13 protein-coding genes and 2 pseudogenes are annotated in these 17,384 nt (G+C 62.1%); 4 read left to right on the forward strand and 11 right to left on the reverse strand.

Translation table 11 applies throughout. The features are described 5' to 3' along the window. Positions 1-53 precede the first annotated feature (53 nt). The 10 genes from OU682_RS09355 to OU682_RS09400 form a co-directional block, all read right to left on the reverse strand. Complete coding sequence (locus OU682_RS09355) at positions 54-1,304, reverse strand: IS256 family transposase (RefSeq protein WP_268941820.1); 1,251 nt, start codon at positions 1,302-1,304, stop codon at positions 54-56. A gap of 89 nt (positions 1,305-1,393) precedes the next feature. Beyond that, positions 1,394-2,128 (reverse strand): ATP-binding protein, encoded by a 735-nt coding sequence (locus OU682_RS09360; RefSeq protein ID WP_268941821.1) that lies wholly within the window; start codon positions 2,126-2,128, stop codon positions 1,394-1,396. Continuing rightward, positions 2,128-3,387, reverse strand: a complete 1,260-nt coding sequence (locus tag OU682_RS09365) for a metallophosphoesterase family protein (RefSeq protein ID WP_268941822.1) — start codon at positions 3,385-3,387, stop codon at positions 2,128-2,130. The genes OU682_RS09360 and OU682_RS09365 overlap by 1 nt, the downstream gene beginning before the upstream one ends. A 370-nt stretch (positions 3,388-3,757) precedes the next feature. After that, on the reverse strand, positions 3,758-4,756 hold the full coding sequence (locus OU682_RS09370; RefSeq protein WP_268941823.1) for a Gfo/Idh/MocA family protein: 999 nt from the start codon (positions 4,754-4,756) through the stop codon (positions 3,758-3,760). After that, the gene (locus OU682_RS09375; protein WP_268941824.1) at positions 4,756-5,643 is read right to left on the reverse strand and encodes a sugar phosphate isomerase/epimerase family protein; all 888 of its coding nucleotides are present in this window, start codon (positions 5,641-5,643) and stop codon (positions 4,756-4,758) included. Before OU682_RS09375 ends, OU682_RS09370 begins: the two co-directional genes overlap by 1 nt. A 54-nt stretch (positions 5,644-5,697) precedes the next feature. Further along, positions 5,698-6,531 (reverse strand): carbohydrate ABC transporter permease, encoded by an 834-nt coding sequence (locus tag OU682_RS09380; protein WP_268941825.1) that lies wholly within the window; start codon positions 6,529-6,531, stop codon positions 5,698-5,700. Continuing rightward, positions 6,531-7,457: a carbohydrate ABC transporter permease gene (locus OU682_RS09385; RefSeq protein ID WP_329609795.1), complete on the reverse strand. Its 927-nt coding sequence runs from the start codon at positions 7,455-7,457 to the stop codon at positions 6,531-6,533. Before OU682_RS09385 ends, OU682_RS09380 begins: the two co-directional genes overlap by 1 nt. A 94-nt stretch (positions 7,458-7,551) precedes the next feature. After that, the gene (locus OU682_RS09390; RefSeq protein ID WP_268941827.1) at positions 7,552-8,766 is read right to left on the reverse strand and encodes an ABC transporter substrate-binding protein; all 1,215 of its coding nucleotides are present in this window, start codon (positions 8,764-8,766) and stop codon (positions 7,552-7,554) included. A gap of 27 nt (positions 8,767-8,793) precedes the next feature. Further along, positions 8,794-9,741 (reverse strand): alpha/beta hydrolase, encoded by a 948-nt coding sequence (locus OU682_RS09395; protein WP_268941828.1) that lies wholly within the window; start codon positions 9,739-9,741, stop codon positions 8,794-8,796. Beyond that, complete coding sequence (locus tag OU682_RS09400; RefSeq protein ID WP_268941829.1) at positions 9,738-10,424, reverse strand: GntR family transcriptional regulator; 687 nt, start codon at positions 10,422-10,424, stop codon at positions 9,738-9,740. The genes OU682_RS09395 and OU682_RS09400 overlap by 4 nt, the downstream gene beginning before the upstream one ends. A gap of 118 nt (positions 10,425-10,542) precedes the next feature. Between OU682_RS09400 and OU682_RS09405 the strand changes: the two genes are divergently transcribed. The 3 genes from OU682_RS09405 (at position 10,543) to OU682_RS24220 (ending at position 15,231) form a co-directional block, all read left to right on the forward strand. After that, positions 10,543-11,619 (forward strand): ABC transporter ATP-binding protein, encoded by a 1,077-nt coding sequence (locus OU682_RS09405; protein WP_268941831.1) that lies wholly within the window; start codon positions 10,543-10,545, stop codon positions 11,617-11,619. A gap of 325 nt (positions 11,620-11,944) precedes the next feature. After that, positions 11,945-14,005 (forward strand): TonB-dependent siderophore receptor, encoded by a 2,061-nt coding sequence (locus tag OU682_RS09410; protein WP_268941832.1) that lies wholly within the window; start codon positions 11,945-11,947, stop codon positions 14,003-14,005. Beyond that, positions 14,005-15,231, forward strand: a complete 1,227-nt coding sequence (locus tag OU682_RS24220; RefSeq protein WP_371832226.1) for an MFS transporter — start codon at positions 14,005-14,007, stop codon at positions 15,229-15,231. Before OU682_RS09410 ends, OU682_RS24220 begins: the two co-directional genes overlap by 1 nt. 82 nt (positions 15,232-15,313) lie before the next feature. On the opposite strand, the pseudogene OU682_RS09415 reads toward OU682_RS24220, so the two are convergent. Then, positions 15,314-16,450: pseudogene (locus OU682_RS09415) on the reverse strand (siderophore-interacting protein); the annotation flags it as partial. Positions 16,451-16,931: 481 nt separating this feature from the next. On the opposite strand from OU682_RS09415, the pseudogene OU682_RS09420 reads away from it, so the two are divergent. Beyond that, positions 16,932-17,246: pseudogene (locus OU682_RS09420) on the forward strand (transposase); the annotation flags it as partial. Positions 17,247-17,384: the final 138 nt, after the last annotated feature.

Consider the following 17,384-nt stretch of genomic DNA (forward strand, 5'->3'; position numbering starts at 1 on the left):
CAGCGGCAAGGCCGCATCGACATGAGATATGGGCAAAAGTTGGTGACGCCTGATCAGGCGGCGGCTTGAAGTTGACGGAGGCCGTCGCGGAACTCAACCCCCTGGATGATCTCTGGCAGCCGGTTCTGGCCATCGAGTTTGCGCCATTTCCCCTGCGCTGACATCATCAGCTTGAAGGCCATGGCCAGCCCGGTCCTGCGGCTGAGGCATCCTTTGGTGCGTTTCGTGCGGTGGCGAACGGTCGCGAAGGTGCTTTCAATTGGATTCGATGTCCGGATGTGTTTCCAGTGTTCGGCCGGGTAGTCGTAAAAAGTCAGCAACGCCTCGCGATCCTTGACCAGCTTGGCAACGGCCTTGTCGTATTTGACCCCGTAGGTTTCGACGAAGAAATCGAAAGCAGCGCTGGCCCCTGCCTTTGTTTCCGCCTGCCAGATGTCATGAAGATGGTTCTTGGCCTTGTCCTGCAGCGACTTTGGCAGCGCGTTGAGCACGTTCATTGTCTTATGAACCCAACACCGCTGCTCGCGCGTGGTGGCGAAGACCTCGCGCAACGCGGTCCAGAAGCCGAGCGCGCCGTCTCCGATGGCCAGCTTCGGATCCTGCTTCAGGCCCCGGCGTCGGAGGTCGAGCAACAGCTCACGCCAGCTCTCAGCGCTTTCGCGGAAGCCATCGATCATCGCCAGAAGCTCCTTGTGGCCATATTCATCGGCCCCGACGATCACCAGAACGCATTGCTTCTCTTCAGCCATGCGCGGTTTGAAATACACCCCATCGGCCCAGATGTAGAGAAAGCGCCGATGGCTCAGGTCGCGCTTTTGCCAGGCCTCATAGTCGTTCCACCAGTCAGCCTTCAGCCGCGTGATCGTCTTGGCGGAAAGCCCAGGGGCGTTTGGGCCGAGAAGCGCCGCGAGCGCCTCGCTGAAGTCCCCCGTGCTGACGCCCTTGAGATAAAGCCAGGGCAGCAGTTCCTCGACCGATTTCGCCTTGCGCAGGTATCGCGGCAGGATGCTGGGCGTGAAGGTGATCTTGTCCTCACCGGGCTTGCGATCGCGCACCCGTGGCACTTTCACCGGCACGGGGCCAATCCCGGTCATCACCTCGCGTTCGGGTAAGTGTCCATGGCGCACCAGGCGCGCACGCCCATCTTCAAGCTTCTCCTTGGAAAAGGCGGCCATGAGCGTGGCCAGTTCGGCGTGGATCGCCTGTTCGATTAGCTTGCGCGCACCATTGCGGAGAACGTCGGTGAATGCATCGGCGCTAAATCCCGATGGATCGGGGAGCTGGGTGATGGTATTCTCTGGCATGTGGCATATCCCTTTCTCGGCTGAGAATTGACGGCGCGTGAACACCGCCATGATATGCCGCCCCTCAGGGCATCACCAACTTTCGCTCATTACTCATCGACATTTCCAAGCCGCTCCAGTTCCGACTGCGCTGCATCCTCGCGCAAGCGCGCCTCGCGCCATGCCTGTTCCGCGGCTGCCGCTTCCCGCGTCAGTTTCTGCAAGGCGGACGCAGAGACCTCCATGCGACGCCGCTGGGCGTCCAGATTGGCCAGTTGCTTCTTGGCATCGTAAAGCCAGCCGCTGCGCTTGCCGCTGCGGTGAAAGCCGTCTAGGTCCGCGCGAAGGCCTTCCAGCCGGGGAGCAAGCTCGGCAAGGCCCGCACTGGCGGAAAACAGCATCTCGCCCAGATCGCCCCGGCTGGCCAGGATGCTGTCGCCGCCCTTTTCCAGCATGTCGTCATCCAGCGAGAACATCGCGGAATAGCTGTCGCGTGACAGCCCTCCCAGGGCTGATTGAAGAACGCTGTCAGGAACAGGCGCGTCGTGCCCGTCCAGCAAGCTCGCATTCTGTCGCTTGAGCCGTCGCAATTCCAGCGTGCCGGTGGCATGGGTCAGCCGGCCTCCGATTTGCATGGTCGGGCCGGGATGCAGGAAATCGTATCGGCTGCGAAGGGGAATGCCGAACAGCAGGTCCAGCCAGGCCGAGAACAGGGTGGACTTGCCGGCCTCGTTCGGTCCGTAGACGATGTGGAGATCGGCGCCCCCCGGCACCGGTGGCGCAAAGCTGAGCGACTTGTCCGTAAAGCGGCCATAGCGGGTCAGATCCAGCCGTTCGACGCGCATCAGATGGCCTTGTCCCCGGCCAGCCGCGCCAGGGTCGACGGGATACCCTCCAGCAGCAGTTCCCGACATCGCGGGGGCAACTCGCCCTCCTCCTGGCCCAGGATATCGCGCGCATCAGGCGGCAGGTCGCGCAGCAGCTCCCGTGCCGCCGAGACAAGTGCGGCCTCGAGACCAGGATCCTGCGGCAGGTCATTCAGCATCATGCCCGCCAGTTCGCCCGGCAGCCCGGGCGTGACGATGGTCCCCTCATCATCGGCATTCAGCCGCAGTTCCAGCTTGTCGATCCAGATGCCTGCCGCGGCGGCGAAGGCCCGCGCCTCCTCTGCCAGCCGGTCGTGATCGCGCGCCAGCCGCCAGGCAAGCGGTGTCGCCCCGCGCAGGACCGGTCGGATCACCAGGTGGTTTTCGGCACGCGTCGCCTGACCGATGCGCCGGATCTCGGCCTCGAGCAGCGTCAGCAGATCCTGCCAATCGCTTGTGCCTGAACACTCGACCTCGAGCCGGTCGAAGCGGATCGCAGCGACCGTGCGCTCTTCCAGCGAGACGGTGTTGTCGTCCGCCACATCGACCAGGGTGACCGAGGTCGGACCTGCCTCGCCGATATCCCGCCCCTGCGGTATGCCGGGCATGACGATCGTGGCCCGGCCCAGATGCTGGGCGCGGCGATGAACGTGGCCAAGCGCCCAGTAGTGATAGCCGTGGCCATCCAGATCCCCGGTGCTGCAGGGCGCATAAGGGTCATGGCCTGGACTGCCGTTCAGGCTGGTGTGCATCATGCCGATATTGAAGGCGCCCGGTTTCGCGGCAGGGTAGCGCGACAGCAGGCTTTCGGGCGCATGCGGGTCGCGGAAGCTCAGCCCGTGGATGGCAATCGGGTGGCCATCGACCTCGATCTCGGCGGTCGAAGGGCGGCCGGCGAACAAGGTGGTGTTGTCCGGTGCATCCAGTTCCCCGGTCTGCCGTGCCAGCGCATCGTGGTTGCCGCGGATGACAAAGCACCGGATGCCGGCTTCCTTCAGGCGCAACAACTCCTGCTTCAGGAAGCGGGGTGTCTTGGTCGAGCTGTGTTCCCCGTCCCAAAGATCGCCCGCGATCAGCAGAAACGCGGCATCCTCGCTGATGCACAGATCCACGATCCGGGAAAAGGCCGTGCGGGATGCGACGCCCACCTCTCGGGCAAGATCGGGATCGCGCAGGGCAATCGCGGTCAGTGGAGCGTCGAGATGCAGATCGGCGGTATGGACGAAACGAAAGCTCAAGAAAATGCACCGGCGAAAAAGGTCATTCCTCTAAGTATCGGAGAGGATGATCCTTCCGGCAAGCTTATTTAGGGCCAAGGCTCGTTCTTCATTCACAGCCAGAACATGACAGTTGCGGCAAGAGCGACAGCTGAGAGGAGGTCACCCGCGATCTTTAACCGTCTGCAATGCGGGCGCCTTGGCGCTATCTAAAGCTGCGGACTTTGCAGCACGCTGGCTGATGGCACAGCGGCGTTGTCAGCGGCCAGTCAAGACTGCTCATGAATCAGGTCTCCCTGCACAGCCTGAATCATGCCGAACGCTTGGAAACGATGGATCTGGTGCAAGGATCGGGCTTGCGAGAAAGTCTTAGGGCCGCAGAGCCACGAAATTAAGCTTCGATGAGTGCAATCATTCGTTCCAGCCTCTGCATCGCCAGCCAGCCATCGCGGATCTGAGGAACGGCATCGCTTTCCCCGCGGATTTTGGCGGCGACATCGAGAAGCAGCGCATGATAGCCTTTGTGATCCTCATTTGCAGCGGCCGTGAAGTTGGGTGTCCAGACCAGCGTGTCGCAGCCAGGATCCAGCACTGCTTCGGGATCCTCCGCCTTGAACGGTGGATTGCGGTGCCACGCGACGTTGATGACGTTCTCGACCTCAACCCGGTTCTGGTCGCCCATGATCTGCACGAATTCCATCGGAGTGCCGCGTGATTGCACCGTGCCCATGACCACGTTGCCGATTACGCCATTCTCGCACTCGAAGTTCATGTGGATCAGCATCTTGCCTTTGCCGGGCACGTTCTTGCGCAGCCGCACATCGGCGAATTCCGATCCAGCGAACCAGGTGATCAGGTCCATGTAGTGGACACAGTGATGCAAGTAGAAGCCGGTATAATCGACCTCGCCCGCGAAGTAGGTAGGCGCGGTCATGTAGCTGCCGTGAATGCCCAGAACCTGACCGAAGTCGCCGCCATCCAGAATGTTCTTGGCGATCTTGTTTCCGGTGGAGTAACGCTTCATGAAACCGACGGTCACCGGCACCTTTGCCGCATCCGAGGCATCCAGCAGTTCCTTGGCCTTTGCAGCAGAGGCGGCCGGAGGTTTTTCCATGAAGACCGGGATGCCCCGCCTGATTGCCGCCATCGTGGCACGGAAGTGAACCTCCGGGCCTACCGCCATGCCAACCGCGTCAATGTCGGCGTTGGCGATCATCTCCTCATAGTCCGAATAGACCGCTTTGGCGCCGAACTGGCGTGCAGCATTCTGCGCCGCCCCTTCGTCCCGGTCACAGACTGCAGCGATTTCAAAACCGCTGCGTGCCAGCTGCGGCATGAGCATCCAGGTTGCGTGGCGGCCGCAGCCGATCCAGCCGATCTTGATCGTCATCAGTGATTGACCTCTGCAAAGGCAAGCGCCGAACGGATCAGGCCGAGGCCCGCACGCAGCTTGCCGTCTTCATCTTCATGGGGTGCGCGCCAATGCGCGATGGGCAGGGCAACGCGGTCATCCTCCCGCCGGAATGGTTCCAGCGAAACTGGCCCCTGGTAGCCGACCTGATGCAGCGCCCGCGCAATTGCAGTCCAGTCCATGTTGCCGGTGCCGGGAAAACCGCGATGGTTCTCGTTGGCCTGGAAATGCACCAGCCGGTCGCCCGCCGCGCGGATCGCGTCGGGGATCGAGCGTTCCTCCATGTTCATGTGAAAGGTATCCAGCATGACACCAAGACCGGTCGAGCCTACCGCGTCGACGATCTCATTCGCCTGAGCGGTTGTGTTGACGATATCGGTTTCAAAACGGTTCAGCGGTTCGAGACCAAAGACCTTGCCCGCTGATGCAGCCAGGGGCGCGACCTCGGCCAGACCATCAATGGTGCGTTTCGCGCGCGTCGCGATCTGGTCGGCCGTCCACGGGAAGGGGGGCCGCCCCGCAAAGACCAAGGGCTCGCCATACAGGGGGCCACCGATGATCCGGGCGCCGACTTCCTCGGCAGCATCGATGCAGAACTTCAGATAATCCAGCCCGCCCTGGCGATGTCCTGCGTCTTCGCTGGCGATCGAGCGCTGCAGGTTCACCCGCGCGGCCAGAACAATGTCCAGTGCCTCGCCCTCGCAGATGCGACGCACCTCACCTGGGTCCAGGTCATCCTCGGGTTCGGGGACCAGCAGTTCGATAAAGTCGAAGCCCAGCTCGCGGGTCTTTTTCAGATAGGGCAATGCGGCGTTGGTGAACGGCCGGACGTATTGCATCGAAATGATGCCGATTGGGTTTTTCAAGACAGTTCCTCGGATTAGGGCTGCCGTCCACAAGAGACGGCAGCAAAAATTTTATCAGCCTTTTACGGCGCCCTGGGACAGCCCGCCGACAAGTCGACGCTGGACGATCAGGAAAAGGATGGTTGCGGGCAGCGCGCCAACGATGCCTCCGGCAGTCAACAGGCCCCATTGCACCTGATATTCGCCGATCATCGTCTGCACGGCGACAGTGATCGGCCGCACATTCTGACCGCCCAGCGTCAGTGCATACAGGTATTCGTTCCAGGCGGTGATGAAGATGTAGATGCCCGTCGCGATGATCCCCGGCGCACAGAGTGGGAGGATGACCTTGCGCATCGCCTGCAGGCGCGAACAGCCGTCGGTCATCGCAGCCTCGTCCAGCGACTTGGGGATGCCGTTGATGTAGCTGGTCATCATCCAGACCGAGAAGGGAATGGCGATGGTCGAGTTCGCGACGATCAGCGCGACATGTGTATCCAGAAGCCCGAGCTGGCGCATCAGCACGAACAGCGGCAGGATCAGCAGCACCAGCGGGAACATGTTGATCAGCAGGAACTGCAAGAGCAGCACCTTCTTGAAGCGGAATTCGAAGCGCGAGAAGCTGTAGGCGGCCGTGACCGACAGCGTCAGGCCCACCACCACCGTGCCCGCCGCGATGATGAAGCTGTCGAGCATGTTCCTGGCAAAGCCGACATTGGCGAACAGCCTTTCGTAGTTGCTCCAGACCAGGTCGAAGACCGAGGGACCGCGCGTGAACAGGCTTTCCTCGGCGGTGAGCGAGGTCAGCAGCATCCACAGGTAAGGCCCAAGCGTAAAGGCCAGAATGGCCAGCATCGGCAGATCCACGGTCAGCACCCGGGTGAGGGTCGATTTGCGTCCCAGCGCCATTACTGCACCGCCTTTGCCGAGCGCTTCAGATACAGGATCACGATGCCCAGCAGAAGAAGCGTGAAGGTCATGGCCAAGGCCGAGCCGTAGCCGAAGTTGAGGTTCGTCCGCGCTTCAAGGAAGGCATAGAGCGGCAGGGTATAGGTTGAATATCCCGGCCCGCCGCCTGTCATCACAAAGATCACGTCCATGGAGTTGGCGACCCAGATGGTGCGCAAGAGGATCGCGGTGAACAGCACCCCCGATATGCCCGGCAGGGTTATATGCCAGAACTGCCGCAGCGGCGATGCCCCATCCAGAGAAGCGGCCTCGTAGTAGCTGCGCGGAATGGATTGCAGGCCCGCCAGGATCATCACAGCGAAAAAGGGAAAGCCCTGCCAGGTCAGCGTCAGGATGATCGCGTAAAGCGCGGTATCGGGGTTCGCCAGCCAAGGGATCGAGGCTTCCAGGATCCCGATCCGCAGCAGCAGGTCGTTCAGGATCCCGTAGTTGGAGTCATAGATCCAGGCCCACATCAGCGCGATCACGACCGACGGCAGCGCCCACGGAATGATGATCAGGGCCCGCGCGATCGGTCGCCAGGGAAACTGCTGATTCAGCAGAAGCGCAGTTGCCAGTCCCAGCAGAGCCTGTGCAGGAACGGTGATCGCGATCCATAGAACCGTGTGGCGTAGCGATATCCAGAACACCTCGTCTTGAAAGACATTGAGGTAGTTCTGCAGCCCCACCCAGTCGAAGTTCTTCGGACGGAACAGGACATACTCGTGCAGGCTCATCCAGGCGGTCTGGACCATCGGAAAGAACACGATAGCCAGCGTGACCAGGACGGCCGGTGAGAGCAGGGCCAGCGGCATGACCTGACGCCAAAGCGCTGTGCCTCGGCTGGGGGATGATCCCGCTTGCTCGGGGACGGGGATGGATGTCATCGGGCGGACTTTCCTCGGCCTTCGCGGACGGCTCCGCCAAGGACGTTCCATTCGGAAGAGGGGCGGGGAAAGGTAGCCCCGGCCCCAAGCGCGATCAGTTGTCGGCGAAAAGCTCCGCGATGGCCTCGTTCATCTGCAAGGCCGTGATCTGACCCAGCAGGGCGCGCTGCATATTCGCAGGCCAGACCGTATTCACGAACTCCGGCGTATTGGACGATGCTGGCAGCAGTTTCGCGAAGGGGAGCGATTGCTTGGTCGCCTCCACGAAGCGGGCTTCATGGCCTTGCCAGGTTTCGGTGTCGGATTTCGTGACTGGAAGCTGGCCAGTGGCGGTGTTGAAGAGTGCGTTGTTCCCCTTAGTGGAGAGGAACGAGATCCACTTCCAGGCCGCTTCCTTGTCCGAGGCGTTGGATAGAACGGCGGTCGACTCATCGCCAAAGGTGGTCCAGCGTCCGCCGCCGCATTCTGGCACTGGCACGGCTGCGACCTTGTCGCCAAGTGCTTCGACCAGGTCGTTCGATGATCCGACGTGGTGGATGGTCATTGCGGTCACGCCGGTCTTGAAGGCGCCGATGATCTCCTGAAACCCATCGTTCGGAGCCGAGGGCGGGAACACCTTGTCTTTCTGGAAGAGGTCGATGACGAACTGCGTGCCAGCCACACCCGCGTCCGAGGTCAGGCTGTTGTCCAGGGCAACGCCCGTGGCCCCAAGCGTGAAGCTACCCCAGTGTTCATGCCCTGACTTGCCGCCGCGGAAGCCGAAGCCATAGGTGTCGATCTTGCTGTCGCCGTTGGTGTCGCGGGTCAGTTTGACCGCCGCATCGCGCAGCTCCTGGCATGTCTGGGGCGGAGTCAGGCCCAATTCCTCGAACATGTCGGCGCGGTAATACAGATAGAGCGCGACATACTGGACCGGCAGGTAGTATTGCTTGCCATCCTCGGCGCGCGTCAAGTCGAACAGGTTTTCCTGGATGTCGTCCTTTCCTTCCCAGGCGGCGATCTGATCGTCCAAAGGCTCAAGCGCCTCCATTTCCAGAAGGCGCGGCAAGGCATGCATCTTCAGCATTGCGGCATCGGGGGCATTGCCGCCAACGATCGAAGTGTAGAGATTGTCGTAGTAGCTGTTCCACGGCACGTTCATCGCATCGATCTTGATGCCGGGATTTTCGGCCTCAAACTTGGCGATCAGGTCCGACATCGGGTTTTCCGGATTGTCGAAGTGATACCAGAACCGCACGGTGCTGTCGGCGTGGGCAAGGCCTGGCAGAAGCCCGGCTAGAAGTGCAAGGGCGCTGATCGTCGTTTTCATCTTTCTCTCCTCCCCAGAGTGAAGTGTTCAGGTCGTCGGCAGCGGCGTTTCGGTCATGTTTCGGAACGCCTGGCCTGCGCGGTGATAGGCATCGGCCGATTGCGGCAGCCAGAGGCTCATCTGCATGAAGCCGTGGATCACCCCTTTGATCAGATCGAAGCGATCCCGGCGCCCAAGCCTGTGCAGCCGAGCAGCGAGACGTTCGCTATCTGTGCAGAGCGGGTCAATTTCTGCAGCGTTCAAATACAGCGGCGGCAGCCCCGCCAGCATCTCATCTGGTGCATTGGCGGGCGTCAGGCAGGGATCTGACATGCGATCCGCCTGCGTGCCGGTGTAGTAATCCCAATAACGGCGCATCTTGTCGCGCGTCAGGCCAGGCCCGTCGGCAATTGCGCGATAGCTGGGACTCTCGAAGTCGGCGTCATAAACCCCGTAGAACAGCAGCCCGGCCCGCGGCAGGTCCCGGCCCTCCAGGCGCAGCATCATGGCAAGGGCAAGATTGGCACCCGCGCTGTCGCCTGATACCGACCAGGCGCGACCAGGCAGAATGGCATCCCGCTGGGACCAGACGGCAAGGCAATCTTCAAGCCCGGCCGGATAGGGGTGCTCTGGGGCCAGTCGATAGTCGAAGGTCACGACCGCAGCCCCGGTTTCCTGCGCCAGCCAACGCGCGGCGCCATCATGGGTCGCGGCGGAACAGAAGCTCCAGCCGCCGCCATGGATATAGAGGATGGCCTGCTGCCCGCGGTCGCAGGCGGGGATGAAGACATGCGCGCGGCGGCCATCGGCAGTCTCGACGATCAGTTGCTTCGCCATGACGGGACCGTCGACATTCCATCTCTGGTTCGACGCTTCGGCCAGGGCGCGGCCCTCGGCGGGGGGCAGAAGCGTCGGGTCGGGCTGCACGCCATCCTCGGAAAGTAGTCGTTCAAGGACTGCCTTCATTTCAGGGGCAAGTCGGTCAACCGTGGTCATGTGCCATGTCTCCCTTTGGCAGCGAAGACATCGGGCCCGAAGTCGACGATGGTAGTGATGTGATGCGACAGCGCGCGGGCCAGCGTGTCTGGTTCACCTGTTGTCAGAGCTTCGAGAATGGAAACATGGCGTTCTGCTGTGGCCTTCAGGTCACGGGTTTCGGGCGCGCTATTCAGGATCTTGAAGCGTTGGGTATGAACAAGGCAGCGGAACAGCACCGGCTCGACCACGGGCATTGCGGCAGCTTCGAACAGGCGCAGGTGGAAGCTGCAATCATGCTCCAACAGAGAATACTCGTCCTCGCGCAGCGCTGCGATGCGCATGGCCTGCAGTTGGGTGTCCAGATCCCTCAGAAGGGCGTCATTGCGTGCCTCGATAACACGAACCGCGGCACGGCACTCGATGTCATGACGGATGCGCAGAAGCTCGCCTGCGTCGTCAGGACTTGCTTGGGCAACATGCGTGTCCCGTCGGGCGCGTCGGGTCACGAGGCCATCCTCTGACAATCGCATCAGGGCCTCGCGGATGGTGCCTTGTGCGCAATCGAAGCGCTCGGCCAATTCCAGTTCCCGCAGGGCGGCGCCGGGTGCAAGCGTGCCGAGCACGATGTCGCGCCGCAAGGCATGCTCGGCAGTCTCGCTGCGGCTGCGTTGCCGCGGTGTGCTCTCCGCCAAGCTGATCATCACCCTGTTCCGGTCTCCTAGACTCGCGCTATCAATAATTCTTGCATTATCGATAATGTCAAGTTTATTGATAATGCAAGTGCTGCGCTTGTGTGGCGCCACAACGAGAGGGATGAACATGGCGCAGATTAGTCTCGAGAAGGTCATCAAGCGTTATGGTGCGGTCCAAACGATTCACGGCGTCGACCTTGAAATCCAAGATGGCGAGTTTGTGGCTTTCGTCGGACCGTCCGGCTGCGGCAAGTCGACAATGCTGCGCATGATCGCGGGGCTGGAGGAGATTACCGGCGGCCAACTGCGCATCGGCAATGTGGTTGTGAACGATGTCGAGCCGAAGGGCCGCGATGTGGCGATGGTGTTTCAGGATTACGCGCTTTATCCACACATGACCGTGGGCCAGAACATCGGCTTCGGCCTGAAGATGCGCGGTGAATCATCTTCTATCATTGCGGAGAAAGTGGCCGAAGCCGCTCGGATCCTGCAGCTCGAGGAACTGCTGGATCGCCGTCCGGGCCAGCTATCGGGCGGTCAGCGACAGCGAGTCGCCATGGGGCGCGCGATCGTTCGCAAGCCCAAGGTCTTCCTGTTCGATGAACCACTGTCCAATCTAGATGCCAAGCTTCGCGTCGAGATGCGAACCCAGATCAAACGGCTGCACCGGATGCTGCGGACTACCACGATCTATGTCACACACGACCAAGTCGAAGCGATGACCTTGGCGGATCGGGTTGTGGTGCTTCGCAAGGGCGAGATCATCCAGCACGGCAGGCCCCTGGAGCTGTATGAGCGTCCGAATTGCCGCTTTGTCGCCGAATTCATCGGCTCTCCGCAGATGAACATCCTGCCCGGCAGGGTCGTCTCGTCCGATCGCGGAGCAGCGATTGAATTCGACGGCGGCACCATTGTGCTGGCTCGGCTTGATGCGCCGGTAGGCGCCATCGTCGATATCGGCCTGCGCCCCGAGCACCTGCACCCCTGTGCGGCAGCGGAGGCGGACTTTGCTGTCGACGTCGATGTGCTCGAAGAGCTTGGCTCCGACACATTGGCTGTCTGCTTCCTGGGCGGTCGCGAGCTGACCGTGCGCATCGCTGCCGAGGAAAGCCGGGGTCTAAGCGGCAAACTGCCACTCCGCTTTGACCGAAAGCACCTTCACATTTTCGATGCTTCGACAGGCCGACGCTTGGAGGCAGCATGATCATGCTGAGGTGTCCATAACTTCCCATGTAGTCCACGACGAGTCGGCCCGCTGGTTGTAAAACATCCGGTTCAACCGTCCTATCGCTTACGTGAAGCTTTGGTCCTGCAGCTGCTTGTCGACGTAGAGCGTGTGCATCAAGAGGTCATCGGAATTCGCTCCTTGGGGTAGAGGCAGCTCCCGCAAGAGCGAATACTTGACAATTAAAATCGGGATCTCTAGCCGAAGCAGCCTGGCCTTTGGCGCGTCCATCATGTGCCGGCGCGTCTCTAATTCCCGTGCCTCCACGTGGGGCATTTTCTGCCATACTGCCCAAGGAACCATGATGAAAAGACCGTTGATTGCCTGCCTGCTCGCCGGTGTTGCGGCCCTTCCCGCTGTGGCTCAAGACGCCCCTTATGTGTTGTCCGAGATCACGCTTGAGGCGGAAAGCGACACCACGCTGGTCCAGGATGGCTATGTCCCTGGCATCAGCCGCACGGCGACCAAGCTGGACACGCCGGTCGGCAAGATCCCGCAGGCGGTCACCATCATCACGCAGGACCAGATCGAGGATCAGGCGCCGCGCACGCTGAACGAGGCCTTGGGCTATACCGCTGCGGCAAACCCGAACAACTACGGTTTCGACACCCGGTTCGACGCCTTCTTCCTCCGCGGCCTCCCGGCTTACTACAATGGCTATTTCCGTGATGGGCTGCGCCAATACAACGCGCCAACCGCGTGGTTCAAATCCGAGCCTTACGGTCTGGAAGGGGGCGCGGTGCTGAAGGGCCCGAACTCGTCGCTCTACGGCGTCAGCGGGCCGGGCGGCATCGTCAACCTGATCACCAAGCGACCGAAGAACGAGCACTACCGCGAGATCGAACTGACCACCGGCGCCAACGACCGCGCCCAGATTGCAGGCGATGTCTCCGGTCCTGTCTCCGAAGGCAGCGAGTTCAGCTATCGCCTGACGGGTCTGGCCCGCAAATCGAACACCGATCTTCCGGGCTATGCGGACGACAAGACCTATCTTGCCCCGGCCCTGTCCTGGGACAATGGCGTGACCCGTGCAACGCTGCTGGCGGAGGTGTCGAATTCGCTGACGGGCGGAACCGCCGCCTTCTACAACCCGTCCTATGGCGAGGTGTCGGACCTCTACGAGGGCGATCCCGACTACAACGACTTCGAGCAGGACCAGTGGCGCCTCGGCTATGAGGTCGAGCATGACCTCAACGACAGCGTAACGCTGCGCCAGAGCTTCCGGGCGGCAAGTGTTGACATCGACCTCGAATACAGCGGGCACTATCCCGTGGGTGCCGATCTGGCCCGCTACTGGGGACACTACAAGGAAAACATCGACACGCTGGTGCTCGACAACGGGCTGCGCTGGAGCGTGGATACCGGCGCAGTGTCGCACGAGATCCTAGCGGGCATCGACATGACCCGCGCCGACTACGAGACCTACAGCACGGTGGGCTATGTCTCGGCCGCCGACACGGCTGCGGCGGCAGTGCCATTCACGGGCGCGCAGGAGCAGCGCCAGAAGGGCGTCTACCTGCATGACCAGATGCAATGGGGAAGCTGGCAGGCCTTTGCCAGTGCTCGCTGGGACAGTGTCGAGACAACCACGACGGATCCCGTTCGTTCGACAACCACACAGGACGATACCGGCCGGTCTGGGCGCCTGGCGCTGAGCTATGACTGGAGCAACGGCGTCATGGTCTATGGCAGCGTCTCGACCTCTTTCGCGCCCAACATCGGCTTCGTTTATGATGATCCGGCCGATGACAGCACGCAGAGGGCCGCCCGCCCGACGCAGTCCACGCAGCGTGAGATCGGCCTCAAATACGCGCCCGAAGACACGAACCTTCTGCTGTCAGCGGCCGTCTTCGATATCGATCAGCGCGATGGCACCGTGCTTGATGTGTCGACCGGCGAGAACCGCCAGCGTCAGTTGGACCTGAACAGCCGCGGCTTCGAGCTGGAGGCGCAGGCCAACTGGGACAATGGCTGGGGCGTGATCGCCAGCTATGCCCATCAGCGCGTCAAGATCGAGAAGGGTGCGGCGGGAACTGTGGGCAACGAGTTGTCCGGCGTGCCGAACGACACGCTGTCGCTCTGGGGCAAGTATGACGTCCAGTCGGGACCTGCGGCGGGTCTGGGGCTGGCGGCAGGGCTGCGCTATGTCGGGGAAAGCTACGGCGATGATGCCAATGTCATCACCAACGACGATCGCGTCTTCGTGGACCTCGGCGTGAGCTATCAGCCGGCGCAGTTGCCGGGGGTCGAGATGCAGTTGAACGTCAAGAATCTGTTCGACGAGCAGAAGCAGACCTGCACGGCCGGATACTGCTATCGTGACGAAGGCCGCACCTGGACGGCGAGCCTGAGCCGCCGCTTCTGATGGCGCGGAATGCAGGGCAGCCTGGGCAAGCCGCGATCCTGTCCGGTTTGTGGGCCGCCTATGTCGCGCAGAGCGTGATCGGCGGCCTGACCTGGGGCGGGCTGCCCGCCGTGCTGCGCGACCAGGGCCTGCCCCTGGACCGGATCGGCCTTCTATCGCTGCTGATCGCGCCATGGGCGCTGAAGGTGCTGTGGTCGCCTGTCATTGAACGGTGGCGGCTGCCCCCGGGCCGGACACCGCGCACTGCCTTGCTGGTCCTGCTCTTCGGCCTGATCGCCGTTCTGGGTCTGCTGGCCACCGGCGCCGTCGGCCTGGTGCCGCTGCTGCCGGCATTGGCCTGCCTGATGGTGGTGGCCTTCGCCACGGCAACGGCCGATATCGTTGTTGACGGCCATGCGGTCGGCGCTCTGGCACGCAGCAGGCACGGATGGGGCAATGCCGCGCAGGTCGGGGGCGCCTATGTCGGATCGGCTATCGGCGCAGGACTTCTTCTTGTCATGGTTGCTCGCATCGGCTGGACAGGGGCGGTCTGGTGCATGGCCGGTCTGGTAACTGTTCTGCTTGTCTGGTTCGCTGTGACGGCATGCGGTTCCGCGTCATCTCCGGCCGCAGGTCCGCGCCCCAGTCTGCGCCGGGCACTGGCCCGACGGGACATCCGGCAGGGACTGATGTTGACGGCGATCTTTGTCGTCGCCCAGAAGCTGTCCCTGGGGATGCTGGGACCGTTTTTGATCGACAGGGGCATTTCCCTTGCAACGGTAGGCCTGCTCAACGGCTCTGGCAGCCTGGTTCTCGGGCTTCTGGGGGCATTGCTCGGCGGGGCGGCCGTCCAGCGGTGGGGGGTGCGGACAACCATGATTGGCGCACTGGTGTCCCAAGCCATCCTGATGCTGTGCCTGGCGCTGAGTGGTGCAGGGGCAGCGCTGCCGCCCGCCTTGCCCGTCGCGGCCGCGCTCCTGTCCGGATCGGCGCTGTCGGCCATCGGGTTTACCGCGCTTTATGCCCAGTTCATGCGGTGGGCCGATCCGGGGCAGGGCGGTGTCGACTTCACCCTGTTCCAATGCCTCGATGGGGCCCTCAGCATGGGTCTTGGTCTTGTCGCCGGGATCGTGGCGCAGCAGGCGGGTTATGGCGTCTTCTTCGGCCTTGCCGCCGTCCTGCCCGTTCTGGCAGTCCTGATGCTGCAATGGCTGGTGAAGACCCATACCCCAGCAATGTCGGCGTAAGGGAGAGGCGGCCGCCGGGTTCAGGCGGCCGAACTGTGGTGCGGTTCTTCCGCCATCTCGCCGGCCATGCCGCGCGCCAGTAGGCTGCGACCATGTGCCGGTCGCGCGGCATCTTCCAGACCGAACGGACGTGGCGGCGGATGTCGCGGAAGGCATCGAACTCGCATCCGGCCCAGACGTAAAGATCGTCGGAGGGCTGCCGACGGGCAAGCGCCTCGATCAGAAGCCGCTTCGTGCCAGGCGCAGCGCCACGCCGATGCAGCCACTCCACCGGTCCGGCCAGATCTTGTTCGTCCTCGGGGCCGTCCACCTCGATGATCGCCTCGCAGATGGTCCCGGACGATGCAGCATCCAGCATGCGGGCAATGGCCGGCAGCGCCGTCTCGTCGCCCAGCAGAAGCACCCGTGGCGCCTGGGGGATCGCTCCGCCGCCCGGTCCCAGCAGACCCGCCACATCGCCCGGGCGGCATGTCGCAGCCCAACCCCCGGCCGATCTCTCGGCGGTCGGATGGAGCACGAAGTCAATGTCCACCTCGCCCCGCGCCACATCGAGATGGCGGATGGTGTAGACGCGCACCAGCAAGGTATCGGACCCTGCGGGAAAGCTCAGCGCACCACTGGCCGTCAGCATCGGCCACACAGGCGGCAGGTTTGCTGGCCGATCCTCCGGAGGCAGAAGCAGACGGACGTGCAGCTCATCCAGCGGCAGGTCTTCCAAGTCCGGAACAGCGAAGGTCACCCTTTGCATGGTGGGGGTCAGGCGGCGCGAGGCCGTGACGCGGACCTCGCGGAAGAACGGCGGAACGCCATGGGACTGTCCGTCGCCTTCCCAGTGCAGATCCACATCTTCTGCCAGATACTCGCGGATATGATCCACGAAGATCAGCTTCATGTAGCTGAGGCCAATGGGATTGACCCCTGTCGCCTCAACGAGAAGCGCCTCACCGTCTCGCCGTGCCTCGAAGCTGCCCAGCGGGATCTGCATCCGCCACGGACCCGCCTCCGTTCCCGTGATGTATTCCGGATGATCCGCCGCGAAGCGAAACATGGCAGCGGCGCCACGAGGATAGGTAAGCCGGGTTTTCGCGTGCAGCATCGGTGTCTCGATTTCAGGAGGTTTCTGGCTGCGCAAAGCGTGGCTGGCACATACGTAAACTATGACATCGGAGGCGGCTAGAGCGGCCATGCCTGCCACAGGAGACATATTTCTACCAGGCATGGCGATTTGATTGGCCGCTGCCTTCCGGCACACAAAAAGAGCATCAAGAGATACTTTTTGGTAACACAGGGCAGAGCATGGTGTCAGAACAATAGGTGTTTTACCATCTACCAGTTGCCGAGTTTGCCGGCTTAATGATCTTTAACCAGGCAGACAGAACCATCGTCAAAGTTACTCCGGCTTACCTCAAGAGGAGGTAAGCTACCTCCAACAACTTCGGAGGAGAGGTAAGTGCGTGATCGATGGCTACAATGGCGGCATGCAAGGTGAGCTCTACGCCCGTGCAAGATCGAAGCACGTTAGCGCCTGAGGAAGGAAGCTTGTCAGCAGGGATGCTTCTGGCACTGCCGTTCCAATTTGCAGCGAACGATGTTCGACCGGCAAAATTACGGACGGACGGGATGAAAGCTTGCTCGAAGAGAGTGTCCGATCTTCTGTGTATCGCTGATCTGGTCCATGCTTCCTGAGAGGAGCAAGGACGATGACGATTTCCAACGAACTGCTGGATGAGTTGCTGAAGGGCTGCAAGCGGCCTGAGGACCTGCTCGGCTATGCCGGGCTGATGAAGGAGCTGAAGGTCCGGCTGATGGAGCGGATGCTGGGCGCCGAACTGACTGCGCATCTGGGCTATGATGCCGGCGCTGAGCCGCCAGCCGAACAGACCAACCGCCGAAACGGCGTGGCGACGAAGCGGGTGAAGAGCTCGGATGGCGAGGTGCCTCTGTCGGTTCCACGCGACCGCGAGAGCAGTTTCGAGCCGGAGTTGGTGAAGAAGGGCCAGACCCGAATTGATGGAGGCCAAGCCCGAAGATTTCCGGATAGCGGCGCATCAGCGCCTCGTCGCGTGGAGATACATAAGGGCACCTCGATTTTTGACCGCTTGCACTGTTCTTGGCCGGTTCGACGGCCTTAAGAACGCATGACGCGTTTGGGC

The sequence above is a fragment of the Paracoccus benzoatiresistens genome (genome assembly GCF_026913015.1).
In the GTDB taxonomy this organism is placed as follows: Bacteria; Pseudomonadota; Alphaproteobacteria; order Rhodobacterales; family Rhodobacteraceae; genus Paracoccus; species Paracoccus benzoatiresistens.

Bases quoted from the DNA above. Each gene is read 5' to 3' on its own strand.
- OU682_RS09355 (WP_268941820.1), bottom strand. From the start codon at position 1,304: ATGCCAGAGAATACCATCACCCAGCTCCCCGATCCATCGGGATTTAGC.
- OU682_RS09360 (WP_268941821.1), bottom strand. From the start codon at position 2,128: ATGCGCGTCGAACGGCTGGATCTGACCCGCTATGGCCGCTTTACGGAC.
- OU682_RS09370 (WP_268941823.1), bottom strand. From the start codon at position 4,756: ATGACGATCAAGATCGGCTGGATCGGCTGCGGCCGCCACGCAACCTGG.
- OU682_RS09380 (WP_268941825.1), bottom strand. From the start codon at position 6,531: ATGGCGCTGGGACGCAAATCGACCCTCACCCGGGTGCTGACCGTGGAT.
- OU682_RS09385 (WP_329609795.1), bottom strand. From the start codon at position 7,457: ATGACATCCATCCCCGTCCCCGAGCAAGCGGGATCATCCCCCAGCCGA.
- OU682_RS09390 (WP_268941827.1), bottom strand. From the start codon at position 8,766: ATGAAAACGACGATCAGCGCCCTTGCACTTCTAGCCGGGCTTCTGCCA.
- OU682_RS09395 (WP_268941828.1), bottom strand. From the start codon at position 9,741: ATGACCACGGTTGACCGACTTGCCCCTGAAATGAAGGCAGTCCTTGAA.
- OU682_RS09400 (WP_268941829.1), bottom strand. From the start codon at position 10,424: ATGATCAGCTTGGCGGAGAGCACACCGCGGCAACGCAGCCGCAGCGAG.
- OU682_RS09405 (WP_268941831.1), top strand. From the start codon at position 10,543: ATGGCGCAGATTAGTCTCGAGAAGGTCATCAAGCGTTATGGTGCGGTC.
- OU682_RS09410 (WP_268941832.1), top strand. From the start codon at position 11,945: ATGAAAAGACCGTTGATTGCCTGCCTGCTCGCCGGTGTTGCGGCCCTT.
- OU682_RS24220 (WP_371832226.1), top strand. From the start codon at position 14,005: ATGGCGCGGAATGCAGGGCAGCCTGGGCAAGCCGCGATCCTGTCCGGT.